Raw genomic sequence first — 20,119 nt, 5'->3', positions numbered from 1 at the left:
GTAAAAAACAATAGAACAGCTACCTGAAACGTGCCCTATACCGAGGAAATAATAATGAATACAACGCATATCCCTCTACCGAAAGACAAGCTGGCATATTGGGTCGAGAACGATGGTGATAGAGCCGTACTGCATCAACCTGTTAACGGGCAATATAAAACTTACAACTGGAAACAAATATCTGACAATGCGCATCGACTATTCGCTTTCTTAAAACGCCAAGGGCTTAATAAAGGCGACACCGTTGCTATTTTGTCAAAAAACTGTGCTGAATGGATTATTGCCGACCTTGCCTTGATGTTAGGCGGGTATGTCAGTATTCCTATATATCCTACTGCAAATGCCGAAACCATTTCTTATATCCTGCAACATGCGGAATGCAAGTTTGTTGTCGTGGGTAAGCTGGATGACTGGAAGTCGGTCGAGCAAGCTATTCCGCAAGACATCCCTAGAGTTTCTATGCCATATCCTACAATGCCAGCTCAGTTTCAATGGCAGGATATTATGGATGAATATGAGCCTGATTATGATGTGCCAGAAGTTGAAGGCTCTGATTTAATGACCATTCTCTATACTTCTGGTAGTACGGGAGACCCCAAGGGAGCCATGCATAGCTACGACAGCTTTGTGCGTTCAGGGAAAAACACTGGGGCAAGTATGCAAGCGACACCACAGGATCGCATTTTGTCTTACTTGCCTATGTCACACTGTACCGAGCGAAATTATGTGTGTTCAGTTTTCATCAATTATGGTTTCAATGCCTATTTTGTTGAATCACTTGAGACGTTTGCAGACAACCTCATTTATGCCAATCCTACGGTTTTTGGTTCAGTTCCCCGACTTTGGACTCAGTTTCAAAAGAAGATTTTGCACAAACTTCCCAATAGAAAGTTACAGCTATTACTGAAAATTCCAGTAGTGAGCGGCATTGTTAAAAACAAGATCAAGAAGCAGATGGGGCTAAGCAGTGCCAGAGTGTTTTTAAGTGGTTCTGCGCCTTTGTCTGAGAAACTGTTGCAATGGTATAAAAAGCTGGATATCCATATCGCGGAAGGATGGGGCATGACCGAGACCTTCGCTTGTGGCTGCTTGCCAGGACCAAATACCGAAGTGAGATTCGGCACTATTTCGCAGCCAGGATTTGAGGTTGATATCAAGATCGCCGATGACGATGAAATCTTGTTGAAGTCGACGTCTGCCATGATGGGATATTTTAAGGATGAAGAAAAAAGTCGAGAAATACTACGTTCTGACGGTTTCTTTCATACTGGCGATCTAGGGAAAATGGAAGATGGTTATGTTTCTATCGTTGGTCGTAAGAAAGATATCTTCAAAACTGAAAAGGGCAAGTACGTTGCGCCAATTCCTATCGAATCTGAGTTTGCCGAAAATGAATATATCGAACAGATGTGCCTGATGGGAACTCATTTGGTTCAGCCTATTTTAATTGCAAACTTGAGCTCTCATGCTGATGGCGTTGCCAGAGAAGTGTTGCAGGAAAGTTTAGCGAATACTATGCACCAGATTAATGAAAAGCTGGAGTCCCATGAAAAAGTAGGTGGCATCATTGTGACCAATACAAACTGGACAACAGAAAGTGGTGAATTGACCCCAACGCTAAAAGTGAAAAGACATGTAGTTGAAAAGCAGTACCTGGATGAAGCTCAAAAGGTAAAACCAGGGCAGGTCATTTGGCAATAAAGCTTGCGGACAAATCAAATTGTTTAAGAAGAGAGCGTATAGCGCTCTCTTTTTCTATCTTGACTGTGTTAAACTCACGCCCCAAATAATTTCAGGTATAGGTGATTTCAGATATAGGCCGATTGAATAAGAAGATTTGCTTATGTTTGGAACAACAAGAATACTTATTTTCCCAATAGCTGTAGCTTAGGATCAAATACCTTTCCGTATCTGGTGTAGTTGAATGTCAAACAAGCAAATTGAGGCGAAGTCATCGCCTCGTTCTTCCGTCATTGCATCTTTAAAACCTATATCCAGCGATTTTATTATTTCGCACTGCCGCATGAATAATGCGATGAAGGAGCAGGGCATCTCTGTAGATGAATTGATTCAGCTTTTAAGTTCCGAACCATTTATAGACTCAGTTCAAGCCGTTGAAGTGGTAGAAGGCACAGCTCAAGGGGAGATTTTGCTGTTAATTTCTCCAGCATTGGAAGCACAAGAAATAAACAGGAATCAATATTCTTCTTCAGGATCAACGGAATTGACGAACCTTGTTTGGGAGTTGGAAACCAGGTTGCAAAGCCAATATCCTGAATGCTGTTTTCCCATCATGTTGCCCTATAGCGAAGATATATCAAGCATTAACCGTTACTGGTTGGAACGTAATCGTAGAAAGCAAGGTAATCTTGAAGCGTTTATCAAGCGATTCTTAACCACAAATGTCGGCTTACCCTACGACAAGCCAAAGCAGGCAAAACAAAAGTCATTTATGCTTGAAACCGTGCCTGATTTTCCTGACGAGCTAAGTGTCGCACTTTCTGAGCTAAAACCAGAATTAAAAGCAAAAGCACAAGAACGAACGTTATTGCCTCTATCACTTGAGCCATTTTCAGATGTTGTGCATGTTCTCACCACTTTTTCAGTTTGGCTAATCAGATACACTCTGCGTCGGCAGGCATTACTTAAAGTGACTATTTCCAATTCTTCAAATAGTCAGCCCTTCTTTTTATGTGTGAACGCAGAAGATAGTTCTTCTTATTTAGCATTGCTTGCTCAAGTTCAAAAGCAGTTGAAAGAAGCGCTATTTGAGCATGAATTAACCCCAAATTCATTACTGAACAGTGGTCATAAAGCTTGTTCTTTGAACATCTCAGTAATTAATCAAATTGGAAATTTTGACTTTTCGAGTGATTTCGAAACTTTTAATGATATTTCGACGCATTTTCATAATGTGGAGTTGGAATTAAACCTGTCTGCGACAATACGCGCTAAAAATGAGAGCACCAACACAGAGAAGGACAACGCCAAGAACGAATCGAAGCAAAAAGCAGAGAGTAAAACAGAATACTCATGGCACTGGGGCTATGATGCCAATTTGTTTAATCTGAAAACCATTCATCAGTTTTGCAATTCATTCAGCGAATTGTTGCTACAAACTATTCGTAATCCGGGCAACGATATATTCTGTTATTCCTTGCTTTCAGAAGAGCATCGCCAGTCGTTATTAACCAATAACATGTTCGAGAAACCCGAGTATTTTAGTGCTGAAAATGAATTGCTCGCCCAGATAGACAAAATAGCTCAACGTTACGCGAACAATGATGCTGTAATTTGGCGTGATAATAATGGTGATGTTATCCGGCTTAGCTATCGGGATTTGAACGAACAGGCTAACCGGCTCGCTAATTATTTGCTTTCTATGGGCGTTGGACTAGATGCTGATAAAGGTTCAGGGAAATCGGATCGCGTTGGAGTGTGCTTGCAATATAGCCCTAACGTCCTTATTGCGATGCTGGCGATATTCAAATGCGGGGCTCAATATGTGCCTCTGGATCCTGAGTATCCATCACAACGCTTGGATTTTATGGTGGGTGACTCCGCGCTGAAATACGTCATTAATGAGCAATCAACTCGCAATGTATTTAAGTCCCATGATGTTTCTTTCATTACCCTGGATTCACCCTCAATAATTTCCAATTTAGATGGTATGCCTTCGCAGCTTCCGGCTATCGCGAATGCTTCCGGTTTACCAGCGTATGTAATGTACACATCCGGTTCAACAGGTGTACCTAAAGGCGTTGTCGGAACTCACGACAGTATTATTAATCGCTTGATGTGGTTTCAAGAACAATTCCCTGCGGATAAACATACTGTATTTGCCGGTAAAACCAGCATTAGCTTCATCGATCATATTGCCGAAGTGTTACAACCTCTGGTTTCTGGTAGCACTTTGGTTATGCTGGATTCAAAAGAGAATAGAGCATCTCCATTACTTGAGGCGATCCGTTCTTATTCTATTCAACGCATTACATTAATACCTTCACAACTACAGGCAATGCTTGCCCACGAGAATAATCATTTCTTACGTGCATTGAAGATGGTTTTTAGTAGTGGAGAGCCTTTGTTTCAGCATTTAGTTGATGAATTTCATTGGTATTTTCAGGGTAAAGTGGAGTTGGTCAATGTTTATGGCTCCACTGAGACCGGTGCTGACGTAACGCTGTACCACGCGCAGTACCCGGAATACATGGGAGTGCTGAAATACTTTCAGCAAGAACAGGATTCGATTCCCGGAGCCAGAACGTTTAAAAATGCTTATTCTCAACTAGGCAAAACCGAATTGTCCCATTATCAGGGAGAGAAGATCACTCAACCTAATGTGCCTTTGGAAGAGCTGAAAGAGAAATTTTCACAGGTTGAATTGCCGGCGCATCCCAAAGATTTTGAAGCCTATTTTCAACAGTTACAGCAAGATCTGTTTCCTTATATGATCAATGTTTCATCCAAGAAATACATTGGTCACATGACATCGGCGCTTCCTAATTTCATTCCCGAATTTAGCCGCTTTATAAGCCAGGCTAACCAGAATGTGGTTAAAGTCGAAACCTCAAAAAGCCTGACCTTGATGGAACGACAAGTGATGGCAATGCTGCACAAATTATTCTTCAATGATGAGAATGCTTATTATCGTGAGCGAGTTCAGGATCCTCACAATATGTTTGGTATTGTGACCAGCGGAGGCTCACTTGCCAATATCACTGCGCTGTATTGTGCTCGCAATAAAGGGCTTATCGCGCAAGGCATCAATAAAGCTCAATTACAGCAAATTGGCGCAAACGAAGCGTTGCTGTCTTTGGGTTATAAGAAAGCGGTTATTCTTGTATCGCGATTAGCCCATTATTCCATTAAGAAAACCGTTGGTTTGTTAGGCTTGGGCGAGAACAACCTGATCCTGATCGAGCAGGATGAGCAGCAACGCATTAAAACCGCCGAGCTACAAGCGCAGATCCAGCAATGCAGAGAGAATAAACAGTTTATTATCGCCATCATCGGTATTGCGGGTGCAACCGAAACCGGCACGATCGATCCTCTACCCGAAATGGCTCAAATCGCCCAACAGCACGATATTCATTTCCATGTTGATGCTGCTTGGGGAGGGGCATTTGTTTTTTCAGACGATTATCGATTTAAGCTCAATGGCATTGAGCACGCCGACACCATTACCTTCTGTGCTCATAAGCAGCTGTATCTGGCTCAAGGGATTAGCTTGTGTTTGTTTAAGGATCCGCAAAGTGTCTTTGCTGTTACCACTCATGCCGATTATCAGGCCGCATCAGGTAGTTTTGATTTAGGCCAATTTACGTTGGAAGGTTCTCGACCCGCCGCTTCCTTGATGCTTCACGCCTCATTGCACCTGTTCTCACACCAAGGCTATTCCTGGATGTTGAGTCAGAGCATGGAAAAGACGGCTTATTTTCGTGAATTGATCGAGCAATCAGACGCTTTTGAACTGGTCGGCGAGAACGATTTAAACATTATTAACTACCGTTATATTCCTAAAGCATTACGAAATACAGCGACCAGTATTGAGGATAATCAGAACAAGAAGCCTTATTCTGCCTCCGAAAATGCTCAGATTAGTGCTGCGACAGATGACATCCAGACACAACAATTCTTGCGTGGTGAAACCTTTGTCTCGAAAACGCGTATATTGCATAAGCGCTATGGCGAAGAGAAGATTACCGTTTTTCGCGTTGTGCCTATTAATCCACTGACTCGATATGAGGATTTATTAGCGGTATTGAACGATCAACTTCAGATTGCGTCAGAAATCATAGAAAACGACCCAATTCCTCAACGATTAGTCCTTGGAAACTCTCTCCAGGCTAGCCATTCTGTACCAGACAGAGCGGTTGTGCCTATTGGAACACCGATTGCCAATATCCAGCTTTATATTCTGGATCAGAATTTAAAATTATTACCTGATGGCGTTATTGGTGAGGTGTATGTGTCAGGTTGCTGTTTAGCCCGGGAATATCAAAACTTACCAGCGATGACAGACCGTTGCTTTATTGCCAATCCCTTTTCCCAAAGCGCGGGATTTGAGCGCATGTATCGCACGGGGGATTTAGCCAGACGACGAAATGGCAATATAGAATTTTGTGGTCGCAGCGATCATCAAGTAAAAATTAATGGGCATAGATTAGAGCTGGATGAAATAGAAGCTCATTTAATGAAATTATCCATTGTGCAAATTGCCAAAGTGGTGAAGCTTGATTCGGCTACTGAATCGGAAGGATTTGTTGTTGCTTACATTCAGCCATCAGATTCAGCCGATACAATATTGGTGGAAGAGCATGTAAGGCGGGAGCTAGCCGCTCGTTTGCCGAGTTTTATGATTCCTGAGCAGATCTATATTTTTAAGACGATACCCACCTTACCTAATGGAAAAATAGATCTGCATTCCTGCTCAAAAGCAATAAGCGAAAATAAATCTGAAACCTGAGTTTTATTTATTGCAGCATTTATCCAGTTAATTATCGACAGGTGACGCTTGAGAGTGGAATAATACCCGGCGAATTTTTATCACTAAGTCAACATCGTTCAAACTGCGGTAACTTAGGCGATGTGATAGCGAAAGGTCTAATTAATGTTTGTACTATCCTCAAAATACAAAGGTTCAGAGTCAGATAATCAGCGTCTAAATCAACGTATTATTGAACTGGAAAATGAGCTTGAAAGTGTTAAAGCCGAGAACGAAGAACTGAAACTGGAATTATTGTTACAAGAACAATCGGTCGATAAAACTTACGATAATATGCTGGTACAGTGCATGATTGATTCTCTCAACCAGGTTGAAGGGGTCAGGCAAACGGTATTGGATGCTTATGAGCGCATCAGTAAAGAAAGTGAAGCCATTTCCTCTATAAATGAACTTTTCGACGTTTCCTCTCGCTCTCTCAATGAAATTGTGTCTTCCATGAATGGCATGAGCACCAAAATGGAAGGGATGACTACCAGTATTTCCGGACTTTCCAATACTGCTGATAGTATCAACACCTTCGTAACCACCATCACCAGCATTTCAGATCAAACCAACTTGTTAGCATTAAACGCTGCCATTGAAGCCGCCAGAGCAGGGGATGCAGGTAGAGGTTTTAGTGTGGTTGCCGATGAAGTGCGCTCATTGGCGAATGAAACCAATAAATCGGCAAGTGAAGTGTCTGATTTGGTGACCAGTATTATCGGCTCCACCAAAGAAGCCGTTGGCGCCGTTGGCGATCTTAAAAGTAACAATGACACCTTATCAGTTGGCGTTAGCCAGCTAAATTCTCAATATGATTCGATGGTGTCCTATTGTAATTCCATGAAAGGAACCATTTCGGATTCTTCCTTAAGAACCTTTATTCAAACCGTTAAACTGGATCACATTGTATGGAAAACCGATGTGTATTCCGTTGTTTATGGGCTGAGCAATAAATCGGTCGGAGAATTTGCCGACCACACCTCATGCCGATTAGGAAAATGGTACAACAATGGTGGTCGCCAGCGTTTTGCCCAAAACAAATCTTATAGAGACCTGGATAGACCTCATGCTGAAGTTCACCGCTCAGGCGTTGAAGCGATTAAGCAAATTCAGCAAGGTCATAAGGATGAAGGCATACGTAATCTGCTTGCTATGGAAAAAGCAAGCCAGGAAGTGATGAAGCTTTTGGATTCATTGGCAGGCTAGAACGCTGCACAAATAAATTGAAAAAGCCCGTTTTGTACGGGCTTTTTGCTATTTCATCATATCGATACAGTAAGAGGATTAATCCAGCTTACGTTCAATTTTAGCCAGCAAATCCTTAATTTCCTGCTGACGACCGCTGTCAGCAACAGGGCGATCTGGACGGCTTTGGGCATTTTGCGCTTTCAGTAAGTATTTTTTAGCGGCTTTGTATTTGTGTTTGTCGTACAAGAACTCACCGTAGAAATAGTTAGGGTCAATACCTTCCGGGTTAATCTCTAGTGCCTTTTGCAGCATTTCTTTCGCGGTTTTGTCACTACCAAAGCCAATCGGCCAGCCCGGAACTTTATGATACAGCGTCCCCAGACTTGTATAGGCTGAGCCTTGTAACGCATCCGGGTTGATTTCCAGAGCTTTCTCTAATGATTTTTTTGCATCTTCGGCTAGTGACAAGGCACCTAATCCGCCTTTTACGCCGGCAAAGGTAGACTGAGTGATACCCAACCAAATCCAGCTTTCAGCTTTAAGTGGATCGCTGTCAGATAAGGCTTTGGCATCTTTCAGCAAGGCTTCAAAAGCGGCAACCTGAGCATCGTCACGTAACTGATAGTTGGCTTTGGCCCAGTTATGTTGAATATCCAAAAGCGTCGACATTGAAGTGGTCGCTTGAGGTGTTTGTGGCATGTCGGCCTGGCTTAATGGTACATATAGAGCCAATGCACAAGTTAAAGCGATAAGTGGTTTCATGATTGGTTCTCCACAGTAGTTAAATTGGCGAATTTCTTAATAACAGGTAGTTTTTTCATTAGTGCGTTGTCGACAAGTTTTGGCAAAAAGCCGTTAACCCGAACAAACAGTTTTTCCGGCCAACCAACAAATTCACGGGCGCGAGCGCTCTGTAGTTGATTAACCAGTTTACGAGCGACCTGTTCAGGTGTGTCGGAATGGTTTCCTAATGCCTGATTCATCGCCACTACCGTTGGGCTGTTAATGCTTGTGGTTGTGGTACGAGGCGCGAAATACAGGGTTTTGACTTTGGTATCTGCCAATTCTCGCTGTAAGGCTTCGGTAAATCCTCTTAACCCAAACTTGCTGGCACAATAGCTGGTAAAGCAGGGGAACCCGATACTGCCAAAGGTGGAACCCACATTGACAATATAGGCTTCTGGTTGCTGCTTTAACACGGGCAATAAGCCGTGGATCAACATCATGGGAATGGTCAGATTCAACTCAATTTGCTGCTGAATGTCAGAGGCTTTTTGCTGGTCAAACTCACCAAAGCTCGACACGCCAGCATTATTGATCACCATATTAATGCCACCTGATCCTTTTAATTTCTGAATCAATGCTTCTCTTTGTTCTGCTTGCGCAATATCGGCAACCACATAGCGATGATTTCCTGCTGAGACAAGGGATAACTGCTGCACCATGTCTTTTAACTTGATTTCATTGCGCCCTGTTAGCGTCAGGTTAACGCCAAGGCTCGCCAGTTCAAAAGCGATGGCTTGCCCTATGCCTCCTGAGGCTCCAGTTAACAGACAGTTAATGTTCTGCCAGTTCATTTCGTTTCTCCGCTCATTCTGTAACAGGTGACTAGGCAGCCAATTTAACGCCGTGTTCAGTCGTTAGGCCGTGGAAAATATCACCATAAAGTTTGAAGAACATTTTTGCGCTATGAATGATCAGGGCTTGCTCTTGTGGATCCGTAATGCGATCCATCAAGGATTGGAAAAAGACGATATGTTCTTGATCCAATGCACCATGTGAACGCAGGTAAGAAAAGGCTTTCGACGGTAATGCTAACTTGTCACCAATGCTCTTTGCAGCTGCGTCAGCTAACTCAATGCTTGTACCTTCCAGCACAAAGACCATGCCGAAGAAACACAATGGGCTAATGCGATTGATCGAATCATAGGCATAGGAAACCATCAGCTCGGTTGCCATTGCCGGTTGACTGCGACGTACTTGCTCTTTGTCATAACCGCAGGCTGCAATGTCGTTCAAGATCCATTCCTGATGCCCGGTTTCTTCTTCAATGTATTCACCAATGGCTTCACGTAGCCATTCTTTATCAAATGGGATTTTGGAACCGGTTGCCATTAATAGGGGAACGGTATGTTTTACGTGATGATAGGCTTGTTGCAGGAATGCCACGTAATCATCCAGAGAAATATCACCCGTAAAGCAACGTTGTACGATGCTTGATGAACGTAAGTATTCTTTTTCTTTCAGTGTTGCATTTACTAATTGAGAATAAAAAGTCATTTGTCGTTCTCCATAGTCCAACTGCGTTACGCTTGTTGGGAGCTGTATAGCTCTTCGATTTGTGCCGAGAAATAGTTAAAAATAGCGTTTCGTTTTGGCCTCATATTGGCCGTTAATAGTCCGTTGCCACTGCTAAGCGGTTGGTCAGCAATGAACCACTTTTGAATTTGTGCATAATCAGGAAGTTGAGCATTTACCGCCGCCATCACTGGCGTTAAGTCGCTAGCCGTCAACATAGGGTTAAGTGGAACCAATAATGCCGTACAGAAAGGCTTGGCATCACCAAATACAACTACGTGTCGAAACTGTCCGGTCGCCAGTAACAATGATTCAGGCCATTCCGGAGAAATGTTTCGACCAAATGAGTTAATCAAGAGATTCTTTTTACGCCCTTCAATAAAAAGGCGATTCTCGTTTTCACTCCCCAGGGATGCCAGATCACCAGTTCGAACCTCTTTAGGAGCCCAGGTTTGTGGATCATGAATGTAGCCCAGGAACACATTATTGCTCACGACCAGCTCACCGTTTTCAATACGGCAATGACCTTGCAGGTGAGGCAGGATCTGCCCAACGCTGTTTAGGTCGTTATCATTAATATGATTGATAGCAACAACCGATGCGCATTCCGATAACCCATAGCCCTGATACACCGGTAAACCTAACTGCGCTGCGGCAGTGAGCAGTTTCGGATCGACTTTGCTGCCGCCAACGGCAATAAACTGTAAGGACTCCGGCGCTTTCCATCCTTGTTGACACGCATTAAGCAATACCATCAACAGTTCTGGCACCAGGTTTAAGGCATTGGGGCTGGTTTTACTCAACAATACCAACATGGATTCGGGTGACACCAGTTTGCTTCCAGAAAAGCCTCTGTCGTTTTCATTAGCAAGAACAACGGTTCCTCCAGCCATAAGCGTACCGTAAACACCGGCTACATTTTCAAGCAGAGTCGCTAATGGAAGAAGGCTCAAAAATACCGGGCGTGATAATCCAGTGACCGTTTTCAGTGATTCAGCCACGTTAATCTGGTTTTCAATACTTAAACACACACCTTTGGGAGAGCCCGTAGAACCCGAGGTAAAGGTGATTTTCTGTGTTCCTTCAGGAAGGTGAACCACTTGTTCTATTTCCACATTTTGCAGGTATACACCATCAAAAGGCGTTTCACAGGAAAGTGCTCTATTTAAAATGGGCTCGGGTTTCAACGTCAATATTGATGACGTGCCGGTTTCCATCAAAATGTGGTTGGTTTGGCTTTCTGTAAAATAACCGGGCAGGGGAATACAGCATACATTGCTGGTTAGGCAAGCCAGATCGAATAATACCCATTCAAGATGATTATCCATGCCAATGGCCACTCGCTCTATCTGGTTTTCCTGCAACCAGTTAGCGCGTTCTGCAACGGCTTCTTTTAAATCAGAATACGTTAATGTAGTAGAGCCATATACCAAGGCATGAGCATTACAATCAGACGCCTTTGGGTAAGGAAATGAATAGGAGTTCATACACCAGCATCCTCTAGTTGCTCTGCCAATTGCTGGATTAATCCGTCAAAGGTTAGCGATAAAGCGGATAGCAGCTTGGATTCAGCAATACAGGAGATAACATCGGCAATACGCACGGCCATTACCATTGGTTTGTGTTGGTAGTAACTTCCCCAGCTATCTGGGCCACCCGACACTCTGGATTCATCCGCGGCCGCTAATTCCACATAAGGAATATTGTGCTTAACCAGAATATTGACTACCGGTGGTATCGCGGTAAACAGCATGACTGACTTGTCGCGCAACGATAAGGCAAGAACAGCCATTAAAAACAGATGCTGCGTATAGGTGTTGGAAATGCTGCGCAGGTTGCCTATTTCGACACAATCTTGCAATTCCACCTGAAAACCCGACTGATTAAGCTCTTGCGCTAAAGGTTGGTCAAAGTATTGAGCTAGAAATGTGTTCTCGGAGCATACTCGTACACCCAGGGCTGACTGAATCAAACCATACTTTCTTAAATACAACAGTGAAGGCATAAAGGAATGAATAGAAGCCTGATGAACCTGCTGAAAACCTTGTTTGATAAAGGCTTCGACAGTGGCACGAGAAATATCACCTTGTTGTGCTATCAGCGCTTCCAGAGGCTGGGTATATAACGCAGGAGCAACAATATTCTCAAAAGAAGGTGTTTTAAATTGCGGCTCTACACTGGCACATTCAAAGGAAATTGAGTCAAGCAGTTGCATGCTGTTGTTACCTTTAATCATTTTCATGGTAACAACAATAGTCAATAGTTCTTAAGAAATTCTTAGGAGTGCTTAAGATTAAAGGAATTTCTATTAATTTATTTTAACTATTTGATTTTTAATGATTTAAAACTCCCATTCCAGAGAGAACCTGAGGCTTCGTTCTTGGCCTTTTCCACTGGTATCGTAAATAAAGCCCAAATCGTAATTAAGTTGTTTTTTCCCTTCATAACGATAAACACCTGTGAAAGCTGGGCCAATTCCGAACACTTCATCGCCGGTATACACTTCTATAGCGGGTTGAAACTCTGGCCATAGACGATAGCGATAATTCATTCTAAATGAGACCTGTAATTCATCTTCGTCAGCATCGTCTCCCCATTCTTTGCCCACGAACAGGTTCATGGTTAAGCTGGTGCGATTAATTTCTTTTTCAAACAACAGTGCAATTGAGGATTCCCAGGTGTTTTCAGCCCGTTCTTTTTCCAGCTCGACCAGAATTCCCCAGTCAGCCCAATAGCGACCTTGTTCGGTCAACACCCAACGAGATTCTATTTCATAGGCTTGAATACCGAAGTTGTCTTCACTATCGCGCTCACCGATCAGATAGACTTCAAGGGACAAGTCTTCGCGTAGTGAATGACCATAACCCAAACGTTGCGCCAGAATGTTGCCATTATCGGATTCACGGGAGACAAAGCGCCATTCCACTTTACGCTCAGTGCTAAGTACATAGGGGTGATAAACCTTATCAATAATGGCTTCGTTGGCTTGTGTTGAGGTGATATACAGGCTTATAGCCAGCAGCAGTAATAGACGTAACATCATGATAATACCTCTGTATCTTTACGAGGTGTGGATTGAAAGTTGTTATGTTTACTCCAGTAGTAAATAGCAGCACCAAAACCTATTGCTAACATGAACACAAGGAGGTGCAGCATACTGGGAGAGTCTTTATAACCGATAAATGAAGTCAGGAAATGCCCAACTTCAGAACGCTCAGACAATAGCTGACGAGTATTCCAGACCGGCATACCACTTTGAAGCCAGCCAATTTGTTCCAGGTAGTGGATAATTTGGTGCATTTGACCGGCGATATGACAAATAAACAACCAAATAGGGGCATTGTAATGCCAACTGATGTACGTCCATTGTGCGGCATAAAACAGGATCACTGCGACACACACACTGATCCCTGTTCCTAATACGATACCCAATGACAATACATTCGCTGCGGTATGCGACCAAAATGTATATAAATAGGTAAACAGGCTGGCTCCATTGATACCCACACTGATACTAATCAAGATTAACGCAATGACTGGGTTGTAACCTTGGAAACGACCATTAAGGGTAAATAGATAAGCCATCGCGGTGCTATAAAACACGAGTAATAGGAACGACAAGATGAGCTCGTAGAGATTGCCTTCAAAATAGTCCGATGCATTAGCCACAATCTTCATCAATACAATCGACACAAACACCCCCAATATCGTGCCGTACACCATACTTTTGGTCATTGAGGACATTAATGAAGGGCTATGGCTATTCGCTAAAAGAAGTGCCATCAATAAAAAGGTTGGCAAAGCATCACTCAGGAATAAAACGACGGTATTAATTAGCATCGCTCACTCCTGTTTCTTCTGTTGCCAATTGTTCAGGGGAAACGGCAATGACTAATCCTCGTGCAGAATTAGGATTGTATTCACCAATAAAATGATATTCACCCGGTTCAAGAGGCCCAATATAGATAGTGCCTTTACGATTACCGAAGATGACTTTTTCTCTGTTTAAGTCAAAGCTATCGAACTCTTCAGCTTCATCATCCTTGTTAATAATGGTGAGCTTGATTTTTTGATTCGCGGGTACTTTCAGCTCTGAGGGATAGAACAAATGGTTTTCTATGGTCAGGAAATACTCTTCCGTTACGGCAAAAACCGAACAGGAAAAAGTGAAGAACAATAGGGAAGCCAGGCGCGGGGCTCTAAGCTTTAACAATTGAGCCTCCATTCTCGTAATTAGGCTTAGAATCAGCATTCTCATTGAAAAATATAGTTATGCGTAACCCTCCCAGAGACTCCGAGCGAGATAATTCTATACGTGCCTGATGAAGATCACAGATTTGTTTTACTATTGCCAAGCCGAGCCCACATCCTGATTCATTGGAATTATGTCTGTCTCCACCAATACGGTAAAAACGTTGAAAAACATGTTCATATTCTTGTTCTGGTATGCCCGGGCCACTGTCTTCAATGATCAAGGTGGGTTGTTGTTCCCTGTATTCCGAACTGAGCACGATCTTGCCATGAACAGGAATGTATTTGTTAGCATTACTTAATAAATTAAAGATTAAAATGCCTACCGAGGTTTCATCGCCTGTTAACCGGACGTTTTGACCATAAAACTCTATGGTTTGTTCCTTTTCTTCTAATTTGGGATAAAAATCACCAATTTGCTCGCGAACCAGTGCATCAAGAGAGAACGTAGAAAACTGTTGCATAAAGGTGTCTGGATTGGTGCGATTCAGCATTAACATTTGCTCAATGACGTGTCCCATTCGCTCCACGCCTTTATTCAATGCTTTGGCTTGTGCGGTATCCAGGTTTTGTTCTTGCAGTTCATTAGCCAGATTGTGCAGGGAAATAGTTAGCACACTTAGCGGCGTTCTTAATTCATGGGCTGCATCCGAGGCAAATCGACGCTCTCGTTGATACGAGGCGCCCAAACGGGAAAGTAGAGAATTGAGCTTGCTGACAACCGGGTTTAGCTCAACCGGAATATTGGTTAATCGAACTTCGCTAAAATCATCTGATTTTTTGGTATCCAGTCGGTCGGACAGTTTACGTAACGGTTTTAAACCTGCGCCAATCAGGAAAAAGATCAATAAAGCCAAAAACGGAATACTGATAATCAAAGGACTCATTGCTGCGACGATCAACTGTTCAGCAACAGAAAAGCGTTCATCAATAGATTGAGCCACTAAAATAAAACGCTCATTCTTTGTTTCGTATGTGGCATACACGCGCCAACGTTTACCTGAAAAGTTTTGCTCGTAAAAGCCTTTTTCCAAGGGGCCGATGGCGGTGTTAGGAGTGTTGTCGGTTCTCAGTACCAATTGATCATGATGCCAAATCTGAAACGCCAGATGATCTTGCTGATGTAGCTTTATTAATTGCGGATTGTCTTTGCTTGTGGGTAAAGAACGAATGGTGTCGGCCATGAGTTGTAAGTCTTTATCAAACAAATAACTCGCTTTGCTCATACTCACATTGTAGCCGCGAATAGCGGCAGAGAAGGTCACTAATGTGAGCACTGATATGATGATGCTAACCAAAAATCGAGTGATGGAATTCATACTTTCTTAATGGTGTAACCGACGCCATGAATGGTTTTAATAAAGCCATCGGGCAGTTTACGGCGTAAATGATGGATCCTGACTTCAATGGCATTACTGCTGATTTCTTCGCCCCATTCATATAATGAGGATTCCAGTTTATCTTTGGATACCACTCGGCCAGCGTTTTCCATTAAAGAGCGTAATACCATGTAGTCTTTCTTCGACAGTTCTAAAGGCTGAGCATCAAGGGTTACACTATGTTCCGCGGTATTTAGGCTAACATTACCTATGCTGATTACGGACTGTTCAGCAGTGCCCAAGCGGCGTTCGATGACCCGGATACGTGCAAACAACTCTTGCATCTCGAATGGTTTAATCAGGTAATCATCGGCTCCGGTATCAAGACCACGTATTTTGTCATCCATTGAATCTCTGGCGGTCAGGATCAGAACAGGTAACAGGTTCTTGGAATTACGAATCGATTTGAGAACGCTTATTCCATCCATATCCGGTAAGCCGAGATCCAGGATCAGCATATCGCAGTCACCAGCTTGAATGCTGGAAAGCGCTTGCGCTCCAGACGTGACGTGATTAATGGTTAATCCCTCATGACTGAGTGAGGTTTTTAGCGCATCGGCTAATTGAATATCATCTTCAACCAGTAAAATTCTCATTTGGAATGAGTGTCCATTAAAATATAAGTGAAAGGGGAATTCTGTAAAACTTTAGCATTGATACTCGATAATCGCAGTCAAAACTTAAGAAAATCTTAAGCTTGCATAATGAAATGGCGGCTGAAAGCCGTACTTTTTCGATGACTTTTCAACAGAGCCTATTCATAAGGAAATGATTCAGGCAAAATTAGCCGTGATACTGAACTCAATATGATGGATATATATGGCTTTACTGGGAATTGATCTGGGCACAACAAACAGCCTGATTTGTGTTTGGAAAGATGGACAACCAACACTCATACCGAATGCTCTAGGTAGCAACCTCACACCGTCAGTCATCAGTTATGACGAAAAAAGTCAGGAAATAATTGTTGGGCAGTCAGCCAAAGAGCGCTTAATCAGCCACCCAGAATTAAGTGTCGCAACATTTAAGCGCCAAATGGGAACAAAAGCGCAAATCACATTAGGTAATCGTACCTTTAAAGCGGAAGAGCTTTCTGCTCTGATGTTAAAACAACTTAAACAGGATGCAGAAGCTTACCTGGGATGCGAAGTAACGGAAGCCGTTATTAGTGTGCCGGCTTATTTTAGTGACGCTCAACGCTCGGCAACCAAAATAGCAGGGGAGTTGGCAGGGCTAAAAGTGGAACGGTTGATCAATGAACCCACAGCCGCAGCACTCGCTTATGGAATACATGAAGGGTTGGAAGAACAGATGTTCATGGTTATCGACCTTGGTGGTGGAACCCTGGATGTCTCTATTTTGGATGTGTTCGATAATATCGTTGAAGTAAGAGCTTCATCAGGAAACAATTTTCTTGGTGGAGAGGACTTTACTCAAGCGTTAAAAGAACTGTTCTTAAAACAAAACAATCTTCAACTCATTGCATTAGACAAGAACGAACAATCTCGACTCAATGCTCATATTGAAACACTGAAACATGCACTGTCGATATCACATGAAGGGGAAGTCTCAATATCTCTGGCCGGCAGAGAGATTCAGTGGCACTGCACCCGCACTGAATTTGAAAAGTGCATTCAACATTTAATAAAGCAGTTCACCTTACCCATTGAACGCGCGCTACGAGATAGCAAGATTGAAAGTTCTCAACTAAATAAAGTGATTTTGGTTGGCGGTGCAACCAGAATGCCCTGGATTCGAAGTGAAGTGTCTCGGATGTTTAAAATGCTGCCAACCAGCCATATTGATCCCGATGAAGTGGTTGCCAGAGGAACCGCGATTCAAGCAGCATTAAAAGCCAGAAACGAAGCCTTAAACGACATTGTATTAACCGATGTTTGCCCTTATACACTGGGGGTTGGAATTGTGGTGGAACGTGGCGTTAATCAATACGAATCCGGACATTTTCTACCTATTATCGAGCGTAATATGACAGTGCCGGTAAGCCGTGAAAAAAGGCTGCATACGGTTCATGACAATCAGGAACAGATTGTGTGCGAGATCTTTCAAGGCGAAAGCCGGCTAACCAAAAACAACATCAGTATAGGCAAGATCCAAAGTGATGTGCCGAAAGACAAGGCGGGTGAACAGTTCGTTGATATACGCTTTACTTACAACATCAATGGTATTTTGGAAGCTATACTAAAAGTTGGAACCACCGGGAAAACGGAACGTTTAATTATTAATAATTCCGCAACCAATATGAGCCCGGAAGAAATTGAAGAAAGTCTGGCAAAATTGAACGATATTAAAATTCATCCTCGCGAAAACGCATTGAACAAACAAATCATTGCACAGTTAGAAAGGCTTTATGAAGAGCATCTCGGTGATATGCGTACTTACATCGCTCAGGTTTTGCAAGATTTTGAAAATACCTTGCTCAGCCAAAATGAACAGGCAATAGCCTCCGCACGTAATCAGGTTTTATCAATAATGAAGCAAATCGAGGGATAACGATTAATGAATTGTTGGGAAGTTTTAGGTATAGCGCCAACGGACAATGAAAGAGAGATCAAACGCGCATATGCGAAATTACTGCGTGACTGTCATCCAGAAGATGAACCAGAAAAATTTCAGCGGCTAAATGAAGCGTATCAAGCGGCATTAAGTTACGAATTTTCTGAATCTCATAATGAGGATGCGATTTTAGAGCAGACTGGCGACGACTCGAATAATGACTCATTCGATAAAGTGCAAGAGGATGAAGAACAAGGCTCTCAATGGATAGCAGAGATCGAACCCGTGACAGAACAGGAAGTTTATTTGAAAGATAAGATAGAACAATTTCTTGCATCTCTCACCGAACTGCTTGATAACTCCCGAACCGACGATGGCGACTGGAAGGCTCTGTTCAATAACGAACTGATGCAATCTTCAGAATGCCGACAATTGCTCAGTTATCAGGTATTCAAATTATTGGCAGGGCACTTATGCCATTCTCGCGAAGATTGGAGCCCCTCCAATCTCCCGGATTATGTTGTTCCTGAGTTTGCTCGCATTTTTGACTGGCAAGGACAAGAGCTTGAGCTTTCCAAAGCCTTTTCGCTGGAAGAAATGGATGCTGTTTTCTATGCGGCATATGGTAGTGCTGCCATCAATCAAAAAGCTGAATACATAGCGCCACAGGAAAATAGAACCAAGAGAGTCATTAAGTTTGTGGCCTATGCTGCGTTGTGGCTATTCATGCTTTCAATATTTACCCGATTCATGTCCGACAAGATTGAAGTAGAAGATGAAAATATTGAGAGTGAAACCGTAGTCATACAGCAAGAACCCTATTGGGATGCGGATCTTGAGGTGTGCAATCAAGCCAGTGAAGTAGGGGATTCAGAGGCGTTTTTAGCCTGCTTGGAACTGGCGGAATCAGGGCGTGTTTATGCTCAAATGAGAGTTGCTGGCCTGTATTTTGATTCCGAAGATAAAGAAGCGATTATTGAAACTTATAAATGGGTATCTCGAGCGAGTTATTATGATGAGTCAGCAAGATTAATTAAAGAAATCATATTGTTACTGTACGGAAAAACCGAAAAAGATCAGGAAATTGGTTATAAAGGAATCATTAATCTATCGGATAAAGGCAATGCCTATGCAACCGCATATTTGGCCACGCTTTACTATCTGGATATGAATGTATTTCCCAGAGCGGCTAATCCATTATGGTTGTTAGAAAAAGCTCAAAAGGCCAATCCAGATACAGTTGACTTGTATAAAATCGCACTCATTCACGCCAATGGATTTGAAATTAAACAAAATGAAGAAAAAGCCAAAGAGTTAATTCTTCAAGCCTCTTTAGAAGAATTTCCCACAGGAGCTAATAATGTTGCCTGGGAATTATCAACTTCATCAGACCAGCACCTTATTTCCACCGATAAAATTGTCGAACTGGCTAAATCCATTATTCAGGATAAACGCTACGCAAAAGATCCGGTTTATGTTGATACTCTTGCAGCCGCTTATGCCGCCAATAAAGACTTTGAACATGCAATAGAATATCAGAAAGAAGCGATAGAATTGTTTAAAAATAAAGGATATGCCCAATCTGAAATTGAACAAGCGGGCGAACGTTTGGGTTTATTTCAACAACAAAAACCGGCTATTTACACGTCGATATTTACGGACAAAAAAACCTTCTTTAATGATATTCAAAGCGCTATAGAGCGTAAGTTATTAAATCAACTGCACTGGGCAACTGAACAGCCTGAGTGAATAATTGAAGCCGCTTAAAAGCGGCTTTGTCTAATGAAATGTATAAATAAACGTATCAAGGCCATGGATCTTTACAATCAGGGGGACACCCTGGGCCCGTATCATTTGGTATGTTTTCTGATTCTTTGGATACATTACCATCACTACTGATTGGTATCGACAAACAAATATTACCAACACATATTGTTTCTAAAATTTCATCTGCGTTGACACTTGCTGAGCCGCATGCAACAAAAAAGCTGACAAGCGT

15 protein-coding genes are annotated in these 20,119 nt (G+C 42.6%); 5 read left to right on the top strand and 10 right to left on the bottom strand.

Annotated elements, in window-relative coordinates; translation table 11 throughout:
* The first annotated feature begins 54 nt into the window (after nt 1-54).
* The 3 genes from KIH87_RS09930 to KIH87_RS09920 all read left to right on the top strand — a co-directional run bounded on the left by KIH87_RS09930 (nt 55) and on the right by KIH87_RS09920 (nt 7,696).
* Nucleotides 55-1,701: an AMP-binding protein gene (locus tag KIH87_RS09930; protein WP_232361378.1), complete on the top strand. Its 1,647-nt coding sequence runs from the start codon at nt 55-57 to the stop codon at nt 1,699-1,701.
* 223 nt (nt 1,702-1,924) lie between these two features.
* Nucleotides 1,925-6,469 carry an aminotransferase class V-fold PLP-dependent enzyme gene (locus KIH87_RS09925; protein WP_232361377.1) on the top strand — a complete coding sequence of 1,515 codons (4,545 nt, stop codon included), beginning with the start codon at nt 1,925-1,927 and terminating at the stop codon, nt 6,467-6,469.
* 144 nt (nt 6,470-6,613) lie between these two features.
* Nucleotides 6,614-7,696 (top strand): methyl-accepting chemotaxis protein, encoded by a 1,083-nt coding sequence (locus KIH87_RS09920; protein ID WP_232361376.1) that lies wholly within the window; start codon nt 6,614-6,616, stop codon nt 7,694-7,696.
* A gap of 78 nt (nt 7,697-7,774) precedes the next feature.
* Here the strand turns inward: KIH87_RS09920 and KIH87_RS09915 are convergent, their stop codons facing one another.
* The 10 genes from KIH87_RS09915 to KIH87_RS09870 all read right to left on the bottom strand — a co-directional run bounded on the left by KIH87_RS09915 (nt 7,775) and on the right by KIH87_RS09870 (nt 16,202).
* Entirely contained in the window at nt 7,775-8,440 is a 666-nt protein-coding gene (locus KIH87_RS09915) for a tetratricopeptide repeat protein (RefSeq protein WP_232361375.1), read from the bottom strand.
* On the bottom strand, nt 8,437-9,255 hold the full coding sequence (locus KIH87_RS09910; protein WP_232361374.1) for an SDR family oxidoreductase: 819 nt from the start codon (nt 9,253-9,255) through the stop codon (nt 8,437-8,439). The genes KIH87_RS09915 and KIH87_RS09910 overlap by 4 nt, the downstream gene beginning before the upstream one ends.
* A 31-nt stretch (nt 9,256-9,286) precedes the next feature.
* Complete coding sequence (locus tag KIH87_RS09905; protein ID WP_232361373.1) at nt 9,287-9,958, bottom strand: TenA family transcriptional regulator; 672 nt, start codon at nt 9,956-9,958, stop codon at nt 9,287-9,289.
* A gap of 26 nt (nt 9,959-9,984) precedes the next feature.
* Nucleotides 9,985-11,463, bottom strand: coding sequence for an AMP-binding protein (locus tag KIH87_RS09900; RefSeq protein WP_232361372.1), 1,479 nt, complete (start codon nt 11,461-11,463; stop codon nt 9,985-9,987).
* Complete coding sequence (locus KIH87_RS09895; protein WP_232361371.1) at nt 11,460-12,191, bottom strand: thermostable hemolysin; 732 nt, start codon at nt 12,189-12,191, stop codon at nt 11,460-11,462. The genes KIH87_RS09900 and KIH87_RS09895 overlap by 4 nt, the downstream gene beginning before the upstream one ends.
* A gap of 126 nt (nt 12,192-12,317) precedes the next feature.
* Nucleotides 12,318-13,019: a hypothetical protein gene (locus tag KIH87_RS09890; protein WP_232361370.1), complete on the bottom strand. Its 702-nt coding sequence runs from the start codon at nt 13,017-13,019 to the stop codon at nt 12,318-12,320.
* A complete protein-coding gene (locus KIH87_RS09885; RefSeq protein WP_232361369.1) occupies nt 13,016-13,816 on the bottom strand; it encodes an FTR1 family protein in 801 nt (266 codons plus the stop codon). The genes KIH87_RS09890 and KIH87_RS09885 overlap by 4 nt, the downstream gene beginning before the upstream one ends.
* Nucleotides 13,806-14,189 (bottom strand): cupredoxin domain-containing protein, encoded by a 384-nt coding sequence (locus KIH87_RS09880; protein ID WP_232361368.1) that lies wholly within the window; start codon nt 14,187-14,189, stop codon nt 13,806-13,808. The genes KIH87_RS09885 and KIH87_RS09880 overlap by 11 nt, the downstream gene beginning before the upstream one ends.
* A complete protein-coding gene (locus tag KIH87_RS09875) occupies nt 14,176-15,546 on the bottom strand; it encodes an ATP-binding protein (protein WP_232361367.1) in 1,371 nt (456 codons plus the stop codon). The genes KIH87_RS09880 and KIH87_RS09875 overlap by 14 nt, the downstream gene beginning before the upstream one ends.
* Nucleotides 15,543-16,202 carry a response regulator gene (locus KIH87_RS09870; protein WP_232361366.1) on the bottom strand — a complete coding sequence of 220 codons (660 nt, stop codon included), beginning with the start codon at nt 16,200-16,202 and terminating at the stop codon, nt 15,543-15,545. Before KIH87_RS09870 ends, KIH87_RS09875 begins: the two co-directional genes overlap by 4 nt.
* 223 nt (nt 16,203-16,425) lie before the next feature.
* Here KIH87_RS09870 and KIH87_RS09865 point away from each other — a divergent pair, with 223 nt between their 5' ends.
* Both KIH87_RS09865 and KIH87_RS09860 read left to right on the top strand, forming a co-directional pair.
* Nucleotides 16,426-18,117 carry a molecular chaperone HscC gene (locus tag KIH87_RS09865; RefSeq protein WP_232361365.1) on the top strand — a complete coding sequence of 564 codons (1,692 nt, stop codon included), beginning with the start codon at nt 16,426-16,428 and terminating at the stop codon, nt 18,115-18,117.
* A gap of 6 nt (nt 18,118-18,123) precedes the next feature.
* Nucleotides 18,124-19,869, top strand: a complete 1,746-nt coding sequence (locus tag KIH87_RS09860; RefSeq protein ID WP_232361364.1) for a J domain-containing protein — start codon at nt 18,124-18,126, stop codon at nt 19,867-19,869.
* Nucleotides 19,870-20,119 lie beyond the last annotated feature (250 nt).

This window comes from Paraneptunicella aestuarii, assembly GCF_019900845.1.
Taxonomy (GTDB): Bacteria; Pseudomonadota; Gammaproteobacteria; order Enterobacterales; family Alteromonadaceae; genus Paraneptunicella; species Paraneptunicella aestuarii.
This window is presented reverse-complemented; position numbering and strand designations above follow the sequence as displayed.

Excerpts from the sequence above, each read along its gene's own strand:
- KIH87_RS09930 (WP_232361378.1), top strand. The coding sequence starts at position 55 with ATGAATACAACGCATATCCCTCTACCGAAAGACAAGCTGGCATATTGG.
- KIH87_RS09925 (WP_232361377.1), top strand. The coding sequence starts at position 1,925 with ATGTCAAACAAGCAAATTGAGGCGAAGTCATCGCCTCGTTCTTCCGTC.
- KIH87_RS09920 (WP_232361376.1), top strand. The coding sequence starts at position 6,614 with ATGTTTGTACTATCCTCAAAATACAAAGGTTCAGAGTCAGATAATCAG.
- KIH87_RS09915 (WP_232361375.1), bottom strand. The coding sequence starts at position 8,440 with ATGAAACCACTTATCGCTTTAACTTGTGCATTGGCTCTATATGTACCA.
- KIH87_RS09910 (WP_232361374.1), bottom strand. The coding sequence starts at position 9,255 with ATGAACTGGCAGAACATTAACTGTCTGTTAACTGGAGCCTCAGGAGGC.
- KIH87_RS09905 (WP_232361373.1), bottom strand. The coding sequence starts at position 9,958 with ATGACTTTTTATTCTCAATTAGTAAATGCAACACTGAAAGAAAAAGAA.
- KIH87_RS09900 (WP_232361372.1), bottom strand. The coding sequence starts at position 11,463 with ATGAACTCCTATTCATTTCCTTACCCAAAGGCGTCTGATTGTAATGCT.
- KIH87_RS09895 (WP_232361371.1), bottom strand. The coding sequence starts at position 12,191 with ATGCAACTGCTTGACTCAATTTCCTTTGAATGTGCCAGTGTAGAGCCG.
- KIH87_RS09890 (WP_232361370.1), bottom strand. The coding sequence starts at position 13,019 with ATGATGTTACGTCTATTACTGCTGCTGGCTATAAGCCTGTATATCACC.
- KIH87_RS09885 (WP_232361369.1), bottom strand. The coding sequence starts at position 13,816 with ATGCTAATTAATACCGTCGTTTTATTCCTGAGTGATGCTTTGCCAACC.
- KIH87_RS09875 (WP_232361367.1), bottom strand. The coding sequence starts at position 15,546 with ATGAATTCCATCACTCGATTTTTGGTTAGCATCATCATATCAGTGCTC.
- KIH87_RS09870 (WP_232361366.1), bottom strand. The coding sequence starts at position 16,202 with ATGAGAATTTTACTGGTTGAAGATGATATTCAATTAGCCGATGCGCTA.
- KIH87_RS09865 (WP_232361365.1), top strand. The coding sequence starts at position 16,426 with ATGGCTTTACTGGGAATTGATCTGGGCACAACAAACAGCCTGATTTGT.
- KIH87_RS09860 (WP_232361364.1), top strand. The coding sequence starts at position 18,124 with ATGAATTGTTGGGAAGTTTTAGGTATAGCGCCAACGGACAATGAAAGA.